The sequence below is a fragment of the Pseudomonas glycinis genome (genome assembly GCF_054871425.1).
The window spans coordinates 34,479-52,028 of record NZ_JBTYHF010000007.1; the positions used below are offsets into that span (position 1 = coordinate 34,479).

A 17,550-nucleotide genomic window follows, 5' to 3' on the forward strand; every position below is an offset into this window, starting at 1 on the left:
GTAGATGGTTTCGATGCGCCTGTGCGGCGGCGAAAACCATGGTTGTTCTGGACGGTAGGGGCTGGATTGATCGGCAAGTTCAACCTTGTTTGCCAGCCGGTATGTGCAGTTCATCGGCTGTGTTCAAGGTTGGGCTGAACGTCGTGTGAACGCCGCGATTCCAACCTTCAAGAGCCTTACGGCCTCATCGAGAAATGCCCTGCACTTGCAGTGTCGACAAGTGTGACGGCCCGGTGGCTCGGCACTGAGTCGTCTTGTTTTTTTTGATGAGGATCTGGCTATGAACCTGGCAGAACAACCCGAGGCGCTTGCACTGGCGAGCGCGCAAAATGCTGTCGAAGCATCCCTTCAGGTGCGACCCACGTTGGTGTGCCTGTCGCATCTGCGCTGGGGATTTGTTTATCAACGGCCGCAGCACGTCATGTCGCGATTGGCCAAACACTACGACGTGGTGTTTTTCGAAGAGCCGGTATTTGTCGAAGACGCCACGCTCAGACTCGAGCTTTCGAATCCGGCGGCGGGAATAGAAGTGGCGGTGCCGCAATTGCCGATCGGCATGAGTGGCGAGGCGATCGAGCAGGCGCAGAGGCAATTGCTCGATGAACATCTCGCCGGGCGCGTTCAGGGCGATCTGCTCCTTTGGTATTTCACGCCGATGAGCCTGCTGTTTACCGAGCACCTCGACGCTCGGGTTACCGTCTATGACTGCATGGATGAACTGTCGGCGTTCATGGGCGCACCGGCGCGCTTGATCGACATGGAGCAGCAACTGCTCGCCCGAGCTGATGTGGTGTTTACCGGCGGCTTCAGTCTGTGGGAGGTCAAGCAGCGCCAGCACGGTAATGCCTATCCGGTACCGAGCAGCGTCGACATCGCGCATTTCGCGGCGGCGCGGCAGGCACTGCCGGAACCGCCCGATCAAGCATCCATAGCGCGGCCACGCCTGGGCTTTTTCGGCGTGATCGATGAACGCTTCGATATCGAATTGATTGATCGCTTGGCGGCGATGCGTCCCGACTGGCAGATCGTGCTGATCGGTCCGGTGGTGAAGATCGATCCGCAGACGCTGCCGCAACGGCCGAACCTTCATTATCTGGGCGGCAAGCAATATGCCGAGCTGCCGGACTACCTCGCTGGCTGGGACGTGGCACTGATGCCGTTCGCCCTCAACGCCTCCACGCGTTACATCAGCCCGACCAAGACTCCCGAATACCTCGCTGGCGGTTGCCCAGTGGTGTCGACGCCGATTCACGATGTGATCAGCGGCTACGGCGAGAGCGGCGCGGTATTCATTGCCGACACTGCCGAGGCCTTCGTCGAGGCGATCGAAAAAGCTTTGCCACTCAAAGGCACCATCGAATTTCTGCAGCGCGCCGATGCCGCGATCGCCGGCATGTCGTGGGACAACACCAGCCGCTTCATGCAGGAGCAGATCGAATGCCTACGATAAGCCTTGAGCGCGCCAAGTCCGGCCACGCCTATGACTACCTGATCGTCGGTGCCGGGTTCGCCGGCAGTGTCATCGCCGAACGTCTGGCCGAAGGATTGGGCCGCCGGGTGTTGCTGGTTGACCGGCGCCCGCATATCGCCGGCAATGCCTACGACCATTACGATGAGGCCGGGGTACTGGTGCACCGCTATGGTCCGCACATCTTTCACACCAATGCGCAACGGATCGTCGACTATCTGTCACGCTTCACGGAATGGCGGCCCTACGAACACCGCGTGCTCGCGCAGGTGGACGGCAAGCTGGTGCCGATTCCGATCAATCTGACCACGCTGAATTCGCTCTATGGCCTGTCGATGTCCTCCGAAGAAGCCGAAGTGTTTCTCGCCGAACGCGCCGAACCGGTGGCGACCATTCGCACGTCCGAAGATGTCGTGGTCAATCAGATCGGCCGTGAGCTCTACGAAAAATTCTTTCGCGGATACACGCGCAAGCAGTGGGGGCTGGATCCCTCGGCACTGGATAAATCGGTGACTTCGCGCATTCCGACGCGGACCAGCGAAGACGACCGCTATTTCGGTGACACCTTCCAGATCATGCCTTCGGGCGGCTACACGCAAATGTTCGAACGCATGCTCGATCACCCGAACATCAATCTGCTGCTCGGCACCGATTTCAAGGCTGTGCGCGACGAGGTGCAGTACGCGCATCTGATCTACTGCGGCCCGATCGACGAATACTTCGATTTCCAGTTGGGCCGTTTGCCGTATCGGTCCTTGCGCTTCGAACACCAGACCCTCGAGCAGGAACACTATCAGCCAGTGGCGGTAGTGAATTATCCGCACCCGGATGTGCCGTATACGCGCATCACTGAATACAAACACCTGACCGGGCAAACGCACCCGTGCACCAGCATCACTTACGAATATCCGTGTGACGATGGCGACCCGTATTACCCGGTGCCGCGCGCAGAAAATGCCGAGCTGTACAAACGCTATCGAGCGCTCGCCGAGCAGACGCCGAACGTGACGTTTCTCGGGCGACTGGGTACCTACAAGTACTACAACATGGATCAGGTGGTGGGCCAGGCGCTGGCCTTGTATCGGGATATCGAGGCGGCGCAGGCAGAAACCACGGCTGAAACCGAGATCGATGCTTCATGACCACGCAGCCGAAAGGCGACGAGCCCGGCGCAGATGCGTCTTCGATCTTCAGCAGCTTCGTCATGGCCGGTTTCGAATGTTCCAGCCAGCGCCGCCAGGACGGTCGGCGCCTGGATCTGCTGGCCGACACCGGGCATGCGCGCTGGGCCGCCAAGGACTACCAGCGACTAAGCGAGTTGAACATTCGTTGCGCCCGCGACGGCTTGCGCTGGCACCTGATCGAGCGCAGCCCCGGGCGCTATGACTGGAGCAGTTTTCTGCCGATGCTCAAAGCGGCACAAGCGCAGCAAGTGCAGGTGGTCTGGGATCTGTGCCATTACGGCTACCCGGATGATCTGGATATCTGGCGCCCGGCATTTGTCGAGCGTTTCGCCCGCTTCGCCGGTGCTGCAGCGAAGCTGATGGCCGACGAGGGCGTGAGCGTTCCGTTCTACTCGCCGATCAACGAGATTTCCTTCTGGAGTTGGGCGGGAGGCGAGGTGGCGTATTTCAATCCGAACGCACGCGGGCGCGCGCAGGAGCTCAAGCATCAACTGGTGCGGGCGAGCATTGCTGCGATCGAAGCGATTCGCGAACAGGTCCCGAATGCGCGGTTTGTCCAGTGCGATCCGTTGATCCATGTGATCGCCGGCTCCCGGCGCACTGACGATATCGAAGCCGCTGAGGCCTATCGGCTGTCGCAATTTCAGGCGTGGGATCTGCTCACCGGCCGCGAATGGCCGGGTCTGGGTGGGCAGGAGCATTACCTGGATATCGTCGGCGCCAATTTCTATGCGCATAACCAGTGGTATTTCCACGGCCGACGGATCCTTCGCGGCGAGCGCGACTTCCGGCCGTTGTCGGGCATGCTCAAGGAACTGCACCAGCGTTATCAGCGGCCAGTGCTGATCGCTGAAACCGGTGCCGAAGATGAAGAACGCCTGCCGTGGCTGGCCTACATCGTCGAGCAGACGCTGCTGGCCCTTGAACGCGGTGTGCCGGTGCAGGGGATTTGCTGGTACCCGTTTCTCGATTATCCGGGGTGGGACAATGGCCGGTATTGTCCCACAGGTGTGTTTGGCTATCCCGATGGCGAGGGTGAGCGCGCAGCGTTTCATCCGCTGCACGTCGAGCTGGCGCAAGTGCCCGAGCGGATTGCCGCAAGTCTGCGCCGGGTCAATGGCCGGCGTGTTGAGGGGCGGGGGAGATGAACTTCCAGCGCAGGCGCGATGAACCGTTGCCGGCGTCAGCCGCCGCGTTTCTATGGCGCTACATAAGAATTCGCCCGGCGCACTTCGTCGCCATGGTCGCACTGGTGATCGGCGCGGCTTGCTGTGCGGTGGTGGTTCAATACGGCATGAAACTGCTGGTCGATGCCATGGCCGCCGGGTCGGCGGCGGAACAGGTCTGGCACGCGTTCGGCCTGTTCATGGCATTGATCGTGATGGAAAACCTGCTGTGGCGCCTCGGCGGTTGGGTCGGTTGCCACACCATCGTCGGCAGTTGTGCGGATCTGCGCGTCGACCTGTTCCATCATCTGACCGGCCACCCGATGCGTTATTTCCGGCGGCATTTCTCCGGTTCGCTGGCCAATCGCGTCTCAGCGATCGGTGCCGCTGCCGACAAGGTCTACGGCGGACTGACCTGGCGTATCGTGCCGCCATGCGTGGATTTCATCGGTGCCGTGGCCTTGCTGTTGGCGGTGCACGGTGCGATGGCGCTGGCATTGGTCGGTTGCGTGATAGTCGTCGCCGCGCTGATTACCATATTCGGCGTGCGCGGTCGCAGCCGGCACATCGCTTTCGCTTCGCAGTCGGCGCGGGTCGGTGGCGAGATTGTCGATCTGGTTTCCAACGTCTGGACCATCAAGGCCTTCTCTGGACGCCAACGCGAGCGCCTGCGCCTGGAGCGCGAGATCGGCATCGAGGCCGATTCACACCGCAGCAGCTGGATGTACATGGAAAAGGCCCGGGTACTGCACGACATCTGCCTGACCGTTATGGCCGGCGGCATGCTCGGCTGGGCGATTCTGCTCTGGCGAGCGGGACAGGTGACGGCGGGGGATGTGGTGATGGTCAGCGCGTTGACCTTTCGCATCCTGCACGGTTCGCGTGAACTGGCGCTGGCCCTGGTGGAAACCAGCCAGCAGATGGGCGTCATCAGCGAAACCCTGGGCATCGTCGCCCAGCCCCATGAGCTCAGCGACGCCTTGGAGGAACTGGCGCCGACGCGCGGGCACATCAAAATGCTCGACGTCAGTTACGCCTACCCGGATGGGCGCAAGGTCTTCGAGCATTTCTTTCTCGATATTCCGGCCGGGCAAAGCGTCGGCATTGCCGGCACCTCGGGCTCGGGAAAATCGACCTTGCTCGGTTTGCTGCAACGTCTGGATGATGTGCGCAGCGGGGTGATCCTGATCGACGACCGCGACATCCGCTCCGTCAGCCAGGACAGCCTGCGCCGGCAGATCGCCGTGGTGCCGCAGGAACCGGCGCTGTTCAATCGCAGCATTCTGGAAAACATCGGCTATGGCCAACCGTACGCCACCGAGCAGCAGATTATCGAGGCGGCGCGCCAAGCGTTTTGCGATGAATTCATCCAGGCGTTGCCGCAGGGTTATCACACCCTGGTGGGTGAACGGGGAGTGACGTTGTCCGGCGGGCAACGCCAGCGCCTGGGGCTGGCGCGGGCGTTTTTGAAAGACGCACCGATCCTGATTCTCGACGAGGCGACCTCGGCACTTGATTCCGATTCCGAAGCGATCATCCAGCGCGCATTGAGCAACCTGATGCGCGGCCGCACGGTACTCGCCGTGGCCCACCGCCTCTCGACCATCGCCAACTTCGATCGGGTGCTGGTGCTGGAGGACGGCGAGATCGTCCAGGACGGCACTCCCGAAGAACTGCGCGAAAGCCAAGGGCGGTTCCGCACGCTGTGGCAGATGCAGGCGATGGTGCACAACCGTTGAACGCGCTGCTATTGCGCTGAGCGCGTCCAGACCCTGACGTAGTCGATGCGAAACACCGACGGCAGATCAGCATCGTCGACCACGCCGAACCAGTCCCACATCGCTTCACTGTCGAAGACGATTTGCATGGGGAAATGCCAGTAGTTGTTTTTCGCCTCTCGCACCAGCACGCCGTCGACGTACCAGCGCAAAGTCTCGGGTTGCCAGTCAAAGCCGTAGACATGAAAAGTATTGGCCAGCCGCCACGGTGCGATCCAGGTACTGCCGGAACTCAGGTGTTGATCATCTTGCGGTCTGGCCCAGACATGCGCGTTCATGTTGTACAGGCGATCGAAGGCTTCATTGCGGGTCTTGCCGCCGATTTCGAAGATATCGATTTCCGTGGCATTGTCCGTCAGCCCGGTCCACGCCAGCCAGAACGCACTGGAACCGGCGGAATTCATCGGTTTCGCCCGGGCTTCGTAATAGCCGTACATCCCCCGTTCGTTGGTGCGCACCATCGCCGAGCTGTAATCCTTGTAGCCCAGGGCGACGTATTTTTCCGGGAGGGTCTGTTTGCGGAAAGTGATGTTCAGATTGCCGTTGCCGAGCTTGGCGTTCTCCGGCAAAAACAGCGCCGGTTTGCGCCCGAGGGAATCGGTGCCGGTGGCGTTGTTGACGTGCCAGCGTTCGGCATCGAGGGTGCTGCCGTTGAATTCGTCGGACAGCCGCGTATCGCGTTTCCAACCGCCGGCATTGGCCTGGTCCGATAACGGCAGGTCGGGCGTAACGTGCGTCGGGGTCGGGCCTAATGGGCCGACGCGAGTCCACGCATCCACCTGTTGCGGAATGGCGACCGCCCACTTTTGCGCCAGATACTCAAACACATTGCGGCGTTCTTCCTGGCTGCTGAATGGGCGGTCATAAACCAGTACTTCGGCGATGTCACCGCGGAGGATTTCCGAGGTGCCCACCACATTGCGCGCCACCGCGAACGGGCCGATCGGCACGTCAGTGGTTTCCAGCAACGCCAGCGCCGGCTCGTACGCGGTGGTCTGCTGCACGCTGATGCCGAAATTCGGCGCGACGTTATCGTTATCCGCCAGTTGCGGTCGCGAGCTGAACAGGCGCTGCCAGGCCTTGCCGCCGGCCTGCGCGGGCAAGCGCCGCGAGACGACGAACACCGTCACCGGGCCTTTGCTCGTGCGAATCGCCTGGCCCATGAATGCCGCCGTGCCGCTGAAGCGCACCACGCCGTGGCCGTTGAGGGCGTTATCGACGCGCGTGGGCAATGTCGTCGCCGTGCGATTGTCGACGACCACGTCATTGCCCTTGCCGGATTTGTCCCGCCAGCGCACGACCTGATTTTGTCCTTCGAGGGTCATGGCCGCCGGATCATTGCCGTCCAGCCACAGCACCAGTCCATCGGTGACCGGTCGTGGAATATTGGCGTTGGCGCCAGCGCTCAGCAGCAGCAAAACCAACAGCAAGCATGGTGATCTGTTCATGAGTCGTCCCTAACGTGGATTTGCCCCGTTATTACGTGCCCACCGCCAGCAGCGGCGCCGGTTGCGGGCGGTAGCCCCAGGGGTTGTTGGTCTGCCAGCGCCAGCTGTCGATGAGCATTTGCGTCAGCTCGCGTTGCGCGCGCCAGCCCAGTTCGCGCCCGGCCTTGCTCGCATCGGCGCGGCACTCGGCGACATCACCGGCGCGGCGCGGGGCGAAGCGGTAGGGAATGCGCAGGCCGGTGACGTCTTCGAAAGCGCTGATGATCTGCAACACGCTATAGCCGCTGCCGGTACCGAGATTCCATACGTGCAGGCCATGCTCATCGCCCTGCAAAACCTGTAGGGCCTTGAGATGACCTTCGGCCAGATCCAGCACATGGATGTAGTCGCGAATACAGGTGCCGTCGACGGTTGGATAGTCGTTGCCGTACACGGTCAACGCAGCGCGCTGGCCGCTGGCAACCTCGGTCAGGCACGGCAGCAGATTGTTCGGCCGACCGTTTGGCGCTTCGCCGATCAGCCCGCTCTGGTGCGCGCCGATCGGGTTGAAGTAACGCAGCACAGCGATGTTCCAGCGTGCATCCGCGAGGGCGAGGTCGCTGAGCAGTTCTTCGATCACCAGCTTCGAGCGCCCGTACGGGTTCGCCGGTTTGCCGGTGCCATGCGATTCCACGATCGGCATCACAGTCGGCTCGCCATAGACAGTGGCCGAGGAACTGAACACCAGATTGAACACCTGCGCGCGGGCCATCGCCTGACACAGGTTCAGTGTGCCGAAGACATTGTTGGCGTAGTAATCCATCGGCCGGCGTACGCTCTGCGCAACGGCCTTGAGCCCGGCGAAATGCAGCACTGCATCAATTGCGTAGGTGCTGAAAATCTCGTCCAGCAGTGCGGCGTCGCGGATATCGCCCTCGATGAAATCGACGTGCGAGTGACTCAACAGCTCCAGCCGTGCGATGGCCTCGCGGCTGCTGTTGCACAGGTTGTCGAGGATCAGGACCGAGCGCCCGGACTCGATCAATTGCAGTGCCGTGTGCGAACCGATGTAGCCGGCACCGCCCGTGATCAACGTGGTTTTGCGCATGACGACGTGCTCCATTGCGAGGAAATGCAGCTCAGCGGGCGGTAAACACCAACTTGAATTCTTGCGGCCAGCGCGGATGCAGCAGGCTGTAGGCCAAGGCATAGGTCAGCGTGCCGATGGCAATATCGCCGGCCAGGTGTGCGTAGCCGGACAGGCTCGTTTGCCGCGACGTCCACAGCACCACGACGACCATCAGCAGCGAGGCGAACAGGCTGCGGTAACTGGACTGAAAGAAGCAGCGCCAGTCATAACCGATGGCGGCGTGCAGGCCGCGTACCTGCAGCGGCGTGATCAGCAGCATGCGCAGCAGCAATGCCAGCGCCGCCGCCATGCCGCCGTAGGTCGCCCCGAGCAGATACACCAGCGCCAGCGCGAGCAAGGTGGTGGCGACTTCCGCCTTGAGGGTCAAGTGCGTGCGATTGACCGCCACCAGCGCGGTGGTCGCATACAGCGCCAGATTGCCCAGCGCTGCCGTGCAGGCGAGCACTTGCAGCAAGGGAACCGCGTCAGCCCATTTCGCGCCGAAGATCAGCAGGATGATGTCTTCGGCGGTCAGGGCGATACCGAAGAACAGCGGTGTCAGTACGAAACCGCTGATCGCCGTGGAATCGCCTATCACGCCGATCAGGCGCGCCGGTTCGGCACTGCGCCGGGCGAACACCGGCAAGGCGTAGCTCATCAAGCCGTTGTAGATCGCCGAGCGCGGCAGGTCGATGATGCGCATGGCCAGGTTGAACATGCCCACCGCATGCGCCCCGGCAGTCAGGCCGAGAATCAGGTTGACGCCGCGTTGCAGGGTTTGCGAACTCATCACGTTGACACAGACCGGGAGGCCGGCGCGCAGCACTTCCCCCAACACCTGGCGGTCGATAAGAAAGGGAATGCGCCGACGCTCGCTGCGCATCAGTACCAGTGTGGAAACGCCGTCCATGATCAGCGCCTGGGCAACCACCGCCCACGGGCCGAAACCCAGCATCGCCACAGCCACACCGCCAACCCCGCCCGCGACTTTGCCGAGCAAGGTACGCGAGGCCAGCAACTTGAAATTGCCGCTGCGGCGCATCTGCGCCACATACACCCGCGCCATCAGGGTGAAGAGGATTTTTACCGAGGCCACGGCGGTCATCCAGCGCAGCGCGGTGGACGGCGTATACAGCACCACCGCCAGCGAAATCAAAGCAATCGATAGCAGACTGACCAGCACGGCAAACCAGAACACGCTGCTGATGTGTTTGTCCTCGACACGTTGCAGGCGCACCAGCGGGTCTTCCAACATTGACGAAAACAGAATGCCGACCACTTCGACCACAGCGATGATCAGCGTGCCGATGCCCAGCTCCGTCGGCGTCAGCAGATGCGCGTAGACGACAAAGGTAATCATCGACAGAAAGATCAGGCCGAACTTCTCGGTGAAAATCCATACGAGGGTCATCAGGCGACGGTTGGCCATGGCGCGATCCCTGAATTCAGCGGCTGTTGCCCAGGTTTTTCAAGCAGGCGTAGAGGTAGCGCAGGGTCGGTTTGCCCCGGGAGAACAACAGCGTCTGCCACGAATGTCCGAGCATCTGCCGGAACACCTCGATGACCCGTGGGTGATCGCCGCGCCGGGAAAACGCATTAAGAAACTCCGCGTGATTGGCGAGGACGAAATAGATCCGCTGCTGCTTGTTCAGCCGCGTGCCGTAACGCGCCAGATACAGCTGGATGAAGCGCAGCTTGTGCGGGTAATACTTGTGCGGTTGCGCGGTGATGTTGGCAGCGTTGACGGCGCGCCAGTGGAGAATCTGCGGCACGCTGTGGATCTCGCTGATTTCCGCGATACGCGTCCACAGCAGGCGATCCTCGGCAAAGCGCAGGCTATGATCGAAGCCGCCAATGGCGACGATGATCTCGCGTACGGCCAATACGCCGGAGGTGCCGTTGATGATGTTTTCGCGCATGAAATCGGCAAAGTGCTCGCCGTGTTTGCAGCGATCTTCCAATTGACGTTTGCCATCACTGAATTCACTCATCTGAAAGCAATCGATCAAGCCGACTTTGCGTCCCTGTCGAGTCAACTCCGCGTGCAGCGCCAGTTGTTTTTGCAGTTTCTCCGGATGCCAGCGGTCATCGGCATCGAGGAAGGCGATAAAGGTTTCTTCGGCGCTGAACACACCGCGATTGCGCGCACTGGCCGGGCCTTGGTTGGGCTGCTGCAACAGGACGATGGGCAAGGGCGCGGCGTAGTGCTTGACGATCTCTGGACCGGCATCACTGGAACCATCATCGACGACAATGACTTTGTCCGGCAGGCGGGTCTGTGCGCACACCGAGTCCAGTGTGCGTTGGATGCTGGCGGCGGCGTTGTACAGCGGAATCACCACGCACACGGTGACGGCGTAGGGATCATTCAGCATGGGCGTTGTTCCCGGAAAGTGCCGCGCATTGGCCGAGCATTCGCCGCTGGCAGCGGCTGCGGACGGGCGACGAGGTGGTGGCGGAAGGTCAGGCTGAGCACGCAGAAAATCAGGAACTCACCCGAGCGATAGTTGGGGATCACGTAGGCGACGTAATTGGTAACGACGAACAGGCCGATGATCACCAGCGCACAGGCCTGATAGCGCGCGGACTGATCTGCGGTGATTGCGCGATAGCGCTTGCTCAGGGTCTGGGCAAACATCAGCAGCAGGGCGATCAACTGAATCAGGCCGCCATTGAGCAGGGTTTCGACGTAGCCGCTGTGCGCGTTGCCGATGTAGCCCCAGCGCGTAATGAACGCATCTGCATCGGCACTGGCCCAGAACGCGCCGAAACCGTAGCCCTTGAGAAATTGCGCATCGATCAGCGGTTGCAACAGTTCCCAGATTAGCGTGCGGTCGGTCAGCGACGGGTCACGGCCAACCAGTTCCAGCAGCATCGCGTAGTTGGCGTAGAGCACGCCACACAGAAGGAAGAACACCAGCGTCGCCGCCGTGAACGCCAACAGTGAGCGGTTGATGCGCAAGCGGATCAGGGTGATGAAGTAGGCGTAACTGGCGGTGCCGGCGACGATCAACGCAATCGCCGTGGCCGACTGCGCCAGGCCAATGGCAATTAGCGCGAACAGGCCGTAGAGCATGGCCATTGGGTTGCGCTGGCGGATCATCGGCAGCAGCAACAGGATCGCAATAGCGTTCAGGCGTGCACCGGCATTCTTTTCTGCGAACACCCCGCGAAACGCACCGTCACGGATGCCGCCGGAAATAAAGGCGATGTCCGGGCGAATCACGGCGAAGATCAAGCCGACCAACGCCGCCGCACCGATCACACAGCCGAACAGAAACGCAATGCGTTCCAGGCTGTAGCGCCAAGCAATGAAACCGGCGAAGAACACCACACTGAGCAGCGCGACGAAACGCTTGAAGCTGAGCATCGGCTCGCTCGACCAACTGATCGACGCCGCCACGCAGCCGAGAAACAGCAGCAAGAACAGGTTCTGCCGGTAGAAGCTTTTACTGAGGAAGACCTTGTGCCGGATGAAAAAGAACAGCGGCACTAGCAAGGTCAGCAAGCCGCAGACCTGATTGGCCAGATTGCCTTCCAGATCCTGCTGGGCATCGTCCAGCGTACTGACGTTGCCCAGGCGCAGAAAGAAGCCGATCACCTGGGTGTAAAACAGCACACCGAACAGGGTGAAGGCGTCCGCCAGCGTCGAGTAACGCACTTGCAGGCGGTTCATCTCAGCGCCTCCCGAGTAACGCCTTGAGGTAGGTCTGCACCGCGCGAGCATTGACAAAACGCGCGGCAGCATCAATGCGGCGCTGGCGATGCACGGCTCGCGGCGAGGCCAATTGTTGGCTGATCGCGACGGCGAGCGCGGCGGGATCGTCAACCTCGACCAAGGGCGCGACCGCACCATCGGCGAGAATTTCCTGCGGGCCGTACGGGCAGCGGGTCGCCACGACCGGCGTGCCGGTCGACAGGGCTTCGACCAGGGCGTTGGGGCTGCCTTCGAAGCGTGACGACAAGACGAAGCAATCGGCCCGAGCGATCTCGGCGATTGGATCACTGGCGTAGCCCGGCAGATCGCAACGCTGTGCAACGCCGAGCGCTGTCGCCTGGGCCAGCAGTTCGCCGCGCAAGGCGCCTTCGCCGAAGATGATCAGCCGCGCATCACGTTGCGGCAGGCGGGCGAAGGCGTCGATCAGGGTGTCGAAGCCTTTTTGTTGCGCCAGGCGTCCTACAGCGACGATCACCGGAGTGGTTTTGTCCTTCAGCCAGGGATGGCTGGGCGCGGCGGCGGGTTTGTCGCGAAAATCGTTGTCGAGCACCGGGTTGTCAGCGGTGGTCACATCGCGCGGGCGGGCGATGGTGGTGTCGACCAGATCCTCGGCGACGCCTTGTGACACGCAGATCACCGGGTTGGGAATCAGCCGGTACAGCCACGGCGCCAGCCAGTAGGCGAGCTTGACCGACAGGGCCGGGTTGACGTGCTTGTCCCGCGAAAAGGCATTGCGCTCGCTGACATGCAGCCGCGCCAAGGTACCGGACAACGCGGCGGCGGCAATCGCCACGACGTTGACATGAGTGAGCACCGCCAGTTGCGCGTCGTAGCGATTGCTGCGCAAAAAGCGCATCAGCGCGGGCACGGCAGCGGCGCTGCGCGGGCTGTCGAGCAACACTTGCCTGACCCGTGGGTCGAGCGCCGGTTGATTGATGCCGGCACCGGTGAGCATCAGCAGCGTCACTTCGTTGCCGGCCTCAACCAAGGCGCCGGCGAGGCGCACCATCATTTTCTCCGCGCCACCGGCGCCGAGGTCCTGGAGGATGATCAGCAGCTTTTTCATCGGTTCCATACCTGGTAATAGGCCTGGGCGGCATACTGGCTGGTATAGGGCAGGATCGCTTCGCTGACTGAATGTCGGGCTGGAGCTGCCGGTTTGCGGTTGGCCAGACTGTCGAGCATTGCCTCGGTCAGGGCCGGCACATCATTGACCTTGACCAAACGCCCGAGGCGCCCATCATCGAGCAACTCGCGCGGCCCGCTGCCGCAATCGGTGGAGATCACCGGAGTGCCCAGCGCCAGCGCCTCGACCAGCACCGTCGGCAAGCCTTCGTGCAAAGAGCTGAGCACCAACAGCTGCGCATGACGGATCAGCGGATAGGGATTGCGCAGATGCCCGGTGAAATGCACCAGACGTTCGATGCCCAGCCGTTGCGCCTGCGCTTCAAGCTGAGCGCGCAACGGGCCGTCGCCGGCAATCACCAGATACGGCAGCGGGCGTTGTTGCGCCGCCAGCGCGTAGGCGTCGAGCAGCAGATCGAAGCCCTTGGTGTGCACCAATCGGCCGATGCCCAGCCAGTAATGATGGGGCACACCACCGGGCAACGGCGCTTGTGCCGCACGCATCAGTTGTTCGCTGATCACTGCGTTCGGGCAATAACGAATACGCGGTCGCCCCCACGGCATCAACCCGGCAAGCGACTGGCGCAGACCGTGGGACACCGCGACCACCTTGCCGCTGCCGCACAGGTACAGCGCGTACAACAGCCGCAGGCTGGCGCGCCCGGTGTTCTGCTCGGCGCAATCCAGCGCGGCGTGGCGGGTGTAGATGACTTTGCAGGGACTGCCCAGGGTGGCGAACCAGGTGCAGAGATTGGCCTGCTCCTTGGCGCCAATCAGGTGCGTCACGCTTTCGCGGCGAATCAGCCGGCGCAGCAGCACGATCGATTTCAGCCAGCCCGCGAGCCCACTGCCGCCACCGGCCATGCTCGGCGCGCCGTCGACGTTGGGCGAGTCGCCGTTCATGACGAAAAAACTCACCCGCCGACCGTCCGCCAGAAACTGCTCGGCGAGGCGTTGCTGCACGCACTCGACGCCGCCGCCAGTCTGGTAATCCTTGAGCGTGAACAGAATATGCATCGGCACAATCCTCATGGGGCAGTGACATTGATTGCCACTTGCTGGCGCAGAATCAGTTCGGTCAGGCGCAGGGCATTGCTCGGGTAGTCGAGCAGGTAACGCTTGATCGTGTGCGGCTCGCGGTACATGCGGTAAAAGGCGCGCAGGTGCAGGCGATTGATCGCGTCGGGGTAGTAACGCTTGCTGGCATTGGCCTCCTGACGAATGAAACCGCCGCAGGTGAACGCCACGCCGCTGAAACCACCGCGCAGTGCTTCGAGGATAAAGCGCTCCTGCAGACCGGCGCCAAGGCCGACCAGCAGCAGGTTGGTGCGCTGTCGGCGGATGTCAGCTTGAATTGCCGCACCTTGTTCGGCGTCGAAGTAACCGTTGTGCGCGCCGACCAGTTGCAGGCGCGGGTACTGCATACCGAGCTTGTCAACGAAACGATCAAGCTCGGCCTGCCGCGCACCGACCACGTAGACGCGTTTGCCGCGCTGCTCGGACTCGCGCAACACCGGATCGGCAATCGAGGTGAAATCGAAACTGACCCGCTGCACCGCGCGCCCGGTGATGCGCGACATGAACCCGGACATCAGCATGCCGTCGCAGAAATACGCCAGCGACGGCGGCGGCTGGCGGATGAAACTGCCGATCGAGGCGAAGTTGAGAAAGGAGAAGGCCCGGTTGGAGTCCAGCAGGGCCGGCGAATAACGGTCGAGCAATTCCAGGCGGATCATGATGCGAGATCCTGTGCTTCAGCGGCGCAGGTTGGCCGGCCGACGCTGATGTAGGTGAAGCCGCGTGCGCTGAGGCGTTGCGGATCGAACAGGTTGCGGCCATCGAAGATCAGCGGATTTTTCAACTGGCGGGCGAGCAGTTCGAAGTCTGGTGCGCGAAACGATTGCCATTCGGTGACGATCACCAGCGCGTCGGCATTTTTCAGCGCCGCCTCTTTGGTCCCCGCCAACGAGAGGTCATCGCGCGGGCCGTAAAGCTGCTGGGCCTGTTCCATGGCTTTCGGGTCGAACGCCTGCACGCTGGCGCCGGCTCGCCACAACGCCTCCATCAGCACGCGGCTGGGGGCTTCGCGCATGTCGTCAGTGTTGGGCTTGAAGCTCAGGCCCCACAGCGCGAAGGTTTTGCCTTCCAGCGCGCCGTTGAAGTGCTCGGCGATCTTGTGGAACAGCGTGCTCTTCTGCTCGTTGTTGCGTGACTCCACCGCGCGGAGCAGGCGCGCATCGATGTCGACGCCGTGGGCGGCATGGATCAACGCCCGCACATCCTTGGGGAAACACGAACCGCCATAACCGATGCCGGGATAGATGAACTGGTAGCCGATGCGCGGATCCGAGCCGATGCCATGGCGGACCATTTCGATGTCGGCGCCAAGCTTTTCCGCGAGCCCGGCCATTTCGTTCATGAAGCTGATCTTGGTCGCGAGCATGCAGTTGGCCGCGTACTTGGTCAGCTCGGCGCTGCGCACATCCATGACGATGATTTTTTCGCGGTTGCGATTGAACGGTTCGTACAGCTCACGCATCAGCGCTTCGGCGCGCGGGCTATCGGTGCCGATGATGATCCGGTCGGGGCGCATGCAGTCGTCGACCGCGCAACCTTCCTTGAGAAATTCCGGGTTGGAAACCACATCGAAGGTCAGTGCACCACGGCCGCTTTCGCCGAGGATGGCGCTGATGCATTCGCGCACCCGGTCCGCCGTGCCCACCGGCACCGTGGATTTGTCGACGATGATCTGCTCGCCGCGCAGGTGCTCGCCGATGGTGCGGGCGACGCTGAGCACATGTTTGAGATCCGCCGAGCCGTCCTCGTCCGGCGGCGTGCCGACGGCGATCAGCAACACATCGCCATGCTTTACGGCGGCGGCCAGATCGCTGCCGAATTGCAGGCGACCGCTGTGATGATTGTCCCGCACCAGGCTCTTCAGACCCGGCTCGTAGATGGGCAGAGTGCCGTCGTTCAAGGCCTGCACCTTGGCCGCGTCGACATCCACACACAGCACGTTGTGGCCGACCTCGGCCAGCGCGGCGCCCTGGACCAGTCCGACATAACCGATACCGAATACACTCACATTCATGGGAAAACCTCATGCGTGGCGGGGTGGGCCAGAGCGCTGGCCGCTGTCAGTAGATGTTTTTCGAGAAGAGGGTGAAGGGCGTCTTCAGCAGGATCTTGATGTCCAGCCACAGCGACCATTGATTGATGTAATTGAGGTCCTGGGCGACCCGGCGCTGCATCTTTTCCACGGTCTCGGTTTCGCCGCGATGCCCGGTGATCTGTGCCAGCCCGGTGATGCCAGGCTTGAGCCGATGCCGCGCCATGTAAGCGCGGACCTTGCCGGTGTAATAGATGTTGTGGGTGACCGCGTGGGGGCGCGGGCCGACCAGCGCCATGTGGCCGAACAGCACGTTGAATAGCTGCGGCAGCTCATCGATCGAGCTGCGCCGCAGAAAGCGTCCCAGCGGTGTGACGCGGTCGTCGTCGCGGGTGGCCTGACGTACTTGCTGATCGTCGTGCACGCGCATTGAGCGGAATTTCCACACGCGGATCACTTCGCCGTCGCAGCCATGGCGGTTCTGCTTGAACAGCACCGGTCCCGGCGAGGTCAGCTTGACCGCAATGGCCACGCCGAGCAGCAGCGGGCTGAGCAGAATCAGCGCCACCGCGGCGACGCTGCGTTCGAACAGGTCCTTGCAGAACAGGCTGCCGGGGTGCGAAGTGAGCAGGCTTTCGTTGAGATAGATCGCCGGCATCCGCTCGATCTCGGAGATCGAATGATTGAGCAGGACCATGCTGCCCAGATCGGGAATCCACACCACGTCGACGTTCATGTCGAGCAGGTTGATGTACAGCGCTTCGATGGTCGCTGCCTCGGCCATCGGCAGCACGATGTACACGCGCCGCGCCTGCAACCGCGTAATGATTTCGCGAATGTCCTCAACCTCACCGAGCAGCGGCAGGATGCTCGGCGCCGGGCCGCTGTCGGCTTTCGCCGCGACAAAACCGAGCAGCAGCGCACGATCCGGGTCGAGCAGTTTGCGCGCCAGTTCATGGGCGGTCGGGCAGGTGCCGATGATTACCGCGCGGCGCTCGTTGCAAATCATTTTGGTGTACATGCGCACGAACAGATGCAGCGGCAGAAACGTCGCCGCCTGGGCGAGAAAACCGACCACGGCCCAGACAATCACCACTTGCCGCGAGAACAACGCGCTGGTCTGGGTGACGAAGGCGATGCTCATCAGCAGCCCGAGCAGAATCAGCCAGCCGGCGAGCAAACGTCCGAGGCCGACCAGCAGACCATGGCGCTTGTGGTAGACCTGCACCAGGCCGTAGACCGGCATCGAGCCAAGCACCGTGAGGATGATCAGCAGCCGATATTCACTGGGCAACTCGCCGATGCGCCAGTGCACCAGCACGATCAGCAACAGGTTGACCAGGGTCATTGCGCACAGCCATTGCACCCAGAAGGTGAGGCCGCGACGGTGTGCCATTTGCGCGGAATATTGCGAGGTCATCGGCGCGATCTCCGATTCGTCGAACA

General features: G+C 62.1%; 14 protein-coding genes. 4 read left to right on the top strand and 10 right to left on the bottom strand.

Going from position 1 to position 17,550, the window contains the following annotated elements:
• The first annotated feature begins 280 nt into the window (after positions 1 to 280).
• From ACYSTU_RS17490 to ACYSTU_RS17505, 4 genes are read left to right on the top strand one after another with little or no spacing between them, the layout of a single operon-like run.
• Positions 281 to 1,450, top strand: coding sequence for a glycosyltransferase family 1 protein (locus tag ACYSTU_RS17490; protein WP_499000410.1), 1,170 nt, complete (start codon positions 281 to 283; stop codon positions 1,448 to 1,450).
• The gene (gene glf, locus ACYSTU_RS17495) at positions 1,438 to 2,610 is read left to right on the top strand and encodes a UDP-galactopyranose mutase (protein WP_499000413.1); all 1,173 of its coding nucleotides are present in this window, start codon (positions 1,438 to 1,440) and stop codon (positions 2,608 to 2,610) included. Before ACYSTU_RS17490 ends, glf begins: the two co-directional genes overlap by 13 nt.
• Positions 2,607 to 3,800: a glycoside hydrolase family 1 protein gene (locus ACYSTU_RS17500; protein ID WP_499000416.1), complete on the top strand. Its 1,194-nt coding sequence runs from the start codon at positions 2,607 to 2,609 to the stop codon at positions 3,798 to 3,800. Before glf ends, ACYSTU_RS17500 begins: the two co-directional genes overlap by 4 nt.
• Entirely contained in the window at positions 3,797 to 5,557 is a 1,761-nt protein-coding gene (locus ACYSTU_RS17505) for an ABC transporter ATP-binding protein (protein WP_217878063.1), read from the top strand. The genes ACYSTU_RS17500 and ACYSTU_RS17505 overlap by 4 nt, the downstream gene beginning before the upstream one ends.
• An 8-nt stretch (positions 5,558 to 5,565) precedes the next feature.
• On the opposite strand, the gene ACYSTU_RS17510 is transcribed toward ACYSTU_RS17505, so the two are convergent.
• The 10 genes from ACYSTU_RS17510 to ACYSTU_RS17555 are packed head-to-tail and all read right to left on the bottom strand — an operon-like array spanning position 5,566 to position 17,524.
• Positions 5,566 to 7,044, bottom strand: coding sequence for a family 16 glycosylhydrolase (locus ACYSTU_RS17510; RefSeq protein ID WP_499000419.1), 1,479 nt, complete (start codon positions 7,042 to 7,044; stop codon positions 5,566 to 5,568).
• Between the two features lie 31 nt (positions 7,045 to 7,075).
• Positions 7,076 to 8,131: a UDP-glucose 4-epimerase GalE gene (gene galE, locus ACYSTU_RS17515; protein WP_136493446.1), complete on the bottom strand. Its 1,056-nt coding sequence runs from the start codon at positions 8,129 to 8,131 to the stop codon at positions 7,076 to 7,078.
• Positions 8,132 to 8,162: 31 nt separating this feature from the next.
• Entirely contained in the window at positions 8,163 to 9,581 is a 1,419-nt protein-coding gene (locus tag ACYSTU_RS17520) for an oligosaccharide flippase family protein (protein ID WP_499000423.1), read from the bottom strand.
• 16 nt (positions 9,582 to 9,597) lie between these two features.
• Positions 9,598 to 10,527, bottom strand: a complete 930-nt coding sequence (locus tag ACYSTU_RS17525; protein ID WP_499000426.1) for a glycosyltransferase family 2 protein — start codon at positions 10,525 to 10,527, stop codon at positions 9,598 to 9,600.
• Positions 10,521 to 11,828 carry an O-antigen ligase family protein gene (locus tag ACYSTU_RS17530; RefSeq protein ID WP_110646539.1) on the bottom strand — a complete coding sequence of 436 codons (1,308 nt, stop codon included), beginning with the start codon at positions 11,826 to 11,828 and terminating at the stop codon, positions 10,521 to 10,523. Before ACYSTU_RS17530 ends, ACYSTU_RS17525 begins: the two co-directional genes overlap by 7 nt.
• A 1-nt stretch (position 11,829) precedes the next feature.
• Positions 11,830 to 12,936, bottom strand: coding sequence for a glycosyltransferase (locus tag ACYSTU_RS17535; protein ID WP_499000429.1), 1,107 nt, complete (start codon positions 12,934 to 12,936; stop codon positions 11,830 to 11,832).
• Entirely contained in the window at positions 12,933 to 14,012 is a 1,080-nt protein-coding gene (locus ACYSTU_RS17540) for a glycosyltransferase (protein WP_499000432.1), read from the bottom strand. Before ACYSTU_RS17540 ends, ACYSTU_RS17535 begins: the two co-directional genes overlap by 4 nt.
• Positions 14,013 to 14,023: 11 nt before the next feature.
• Entirely contained in the window at positions 14,024 to 14,731 is a 708-nt protein-coding gene (locus tag ACYSTU_RS17545; RefSeq protein WP_499000435.1) for a WecB/TagA/CpsF family glycosyltransferase, read from the bottom strand.
• A complete protein-coding gene (locus ACYSTU_RS17550) occupies positions 14,728 to 16,086 on the bottom strand; it encodes a UDP-glucose dehydrogenase family protein (RefSeq protein WP_264365181.1) in 1,359 nt (452 codons plus the stop codon). The genes ACYSTU_RS17545 and ACYSTU_RS17550 overlap by 4 nt, the downstream gene beginning before the upstream one ends.
• Positions 16,087 to 16,132: 46 nt before the next feature.
• On the bottom strand, positions 16,133 to 17,524 hold the full coding sequence (locus ACYSTU_RS17555) for an undecaprenyl-phosphate glucose phosphotransferase (protein WP_122704523.1): 1,392 nt from the start codon (positions 17,522 to 17,524) through the stop codon (positions 16,133 to 16,135).
• Positions 17,525 to 17,550 lie beyond the last annotated feature (26 nt).